The sequence below is a fragment of the Enorma burkinafasonensis genome (assembly GCF_902150035.1).
GTDB lineage: Bacteria > Actinomycetota > Coriobacteriia > Coriobacteriales > Coriobacteriaceae > Enorma > Enorma burkinafasonensis.
Genome location: NZ_LR597541.1, coordinates 1 through 2,367, shown reverse-complemented (window position 1 = coordinate 2,367; position 2,367 = coordinate 1). Strand labels below are relative to the sequence as shown.

The 2,367-nt window shown below is 51.2% G+C and carries 2 protein-coding genes; both read right to left on the bottom strand.

From position 1 onward, the window contains the following. Positions 1 to 229 precede the first annotated feature (229 nt). Positions 230 to 613 (bottom strand): GtrA family protein, encoded by a 384-nt coding sequence (locus tag FS885_RS09780; protein WP_186365855.1) that lies wholly within the window; start codon positions 611 to 613, stop codon positions 230 to 232. After that, positions 603 to 2,234: a YfhO family protein gene (locus tag FS885_RS09775; RefSeq protein WP_222419915.1), complete on the bottom strand. Its 1,632-nt coding sequence runs from the start codon at positions 2,232 to 2,234 to the stop codon at positions 603 to 605. The genes FS885_RS09780 and FS885_RS09775 overlap by 11 nt, the downstream gene beginning before the upstream one ends. Positions 2,235 to 2,367: the final 133 nt, after the last annotated feature.

Here is a 2,367-nt window from a genome sequence, read left to right as displayed (position 1 = left end):
ATCTCCACCATTCCTTCAACTGGGAAAATGCCGCCCCCGGGGCCCGGATAGGACCTCGGGGGCGTTCGGTTAACTGCGGGAGCGTGCCGTCAGCTCAATGTGTTCGGTTGGGATCGGAAATCAACCCCGAATAGCGAGGATCGATATGCCCCATCCTGATTTCATATTGCTCTTCATTTTGTCGAAACTCTAGTCGCAGCCATTCGCCCCTGCCGAGCGAAGAGCGAAGCTAAACGAACACCCAGCGCCGATAGAGGATGAAATTCCAGCATACCGTACAACACATCGTGGCAATTTTGACGAACACCGCAGGTGCACCAAGCTGCTCTCCGATCGAGATGACCGTGGTGGAAAACACAGTATTGAATGCGAATAGCGCAAGGTATCTAATTAGAGATCTTCTTTGGCTTGAGGTGCCCTCAAAGGTAACCCTGCCGTTTAATAGAAAGTTTGCAGCGGTCGAAGCGAACACCGCGCATACATTCGCAACCGCGACATGCGCTGAGCACCATACCAACACCTGAAAAAGCACGACCTCAAACAATGCGGTGCCCGCGCCAACGAACAGGTACGTTATCCCTTGCGAGACAACCTTGTTGCGCTTATCCTTCATCGACAGCATCTCCCGAGCCCGCGTACACGTCCTGATTCCGCCCCTTACGTTTCTTCCAAATTAACAAAACGGCGAAACCGGCAATCCCAACAACGGAAACGATCGATCCGATCAACTGTCCTGGAACTGTATATTGAAGACGAATCACGCTATTTCCAGCTTCGAGCGGAATATACATCAATCCATCCCGTTCTTGAATACTCACTTCCTCGCCATTAACCGTTGCTTGCCACCCCTCCTCAAATGGGATGGTAAGAAGCAGCGCAGAATCGTCGGTAAGGTTTATTTCTCCATCAAGCTGACCGTCCGAGAACGACGTTATGGCGAGCTGGCTACTTCCCAGCTCATCAAGACATGTTGAGAACGCCTCCATATCTAGGGAAGCCGCATTCATCGTAACGCGACTGTTGTCGACACCGGCGCTCGGGATCAGAGAAACGGTCACCCTGTCGCCCTTATTGAAACTTCCCAGATACATCAGGTTTGTATCGAATTCCCAATCCCCCACCGTCTGCAAAAATCGACCGTTGACAAACACACCAGAGAAACCTGAATTAAGAATCGAACAGTACAGGGGACCGTCAGCTTGAGCAATAACCTCCCACCCAGTTCCTTGCTCTATATCTGGATTGTAAACACGTGAGTCATCCTGAGCGCGCGCCAACTCCTCAGCGGTCGGCGACACATCATTGCCCGTTGCTATCTCGGAATACCGATATAGGCTTACCTCTTTACCGAGCAGCGATGAAATCCACGCTTCCTGGTTGGAAAAGACGTCTTCCCCCCATTGAATGGATTGCATATCATCGGGCACTTCAAACCCAACCGCAAGCGCAGCGGGGTTAGCATACAAGGACACATCGGGTACGGAACCAATGCGCGCGTCACCCATGAGCTCCATACCAGCAGGCTCAATATCCTGCGCCAGCAAATATCTCACGCCGAGAATGGAATCAGTTGCCAGTATGGGGGAATTGTAATACGTAATTGCACGTTTACCAGGAGTAAGACAGTAGCCCAGATTACCCAACAAATCATTGACGGGCTGCTGTGTTGCAGAGCTGTAGTGCGACAATCCTCGCATACCGACGGCCAGATATTCTCCCGATGGAAGCGAGATGGCTCGATCAGCCACGGAAGAGAAGCCGACGCTTTCGATCCGGAAAAAGTCCCCGTCCTCCAAATCGCTCACAATACTGGATAAATCATCGATATAGGTTTCGTATTCATGAACGCTCATCGAGTAGTCATTGTTGATCGTATACGTGATCTTCTTGATTTCGTAGCCCTGCTCGACAACGAACAGAAGCCCGACAGCACAACATGAAACGATGAGTAACGGCAGTCCCCGCGCTTTATCCATCGGTAACACGATGAGAAAAATGCAGTAAACCAAAATGGCAGCCAGTTGAAAAAGCAGCGGACGCGATAACGGAACCGTACCCTCAAAAACAAGGAGAATGAAAACGGCGAACACGGAAACAACGGAACACGTTAATGCACGAATCCTACGAGACCTTTCGGGAATAGAGTCGAGCCTAACAAGGGCATCCGCCGCAAAGTATACAAGGGTAAAAATGATTATGAAGCCGAAACGAGGCATGAAGGAGTCTGCTCGCATGAAACCCCTTGATTATCAACTTTATCCGAACACCTCCCACATTCATCCGCACATGTGCGGATGAATGTGGGAACCCGATACCCTGAGGGCCGGATCGGCCGGCCCCGGGAGATCGGAGGACGGCATGTCCGGA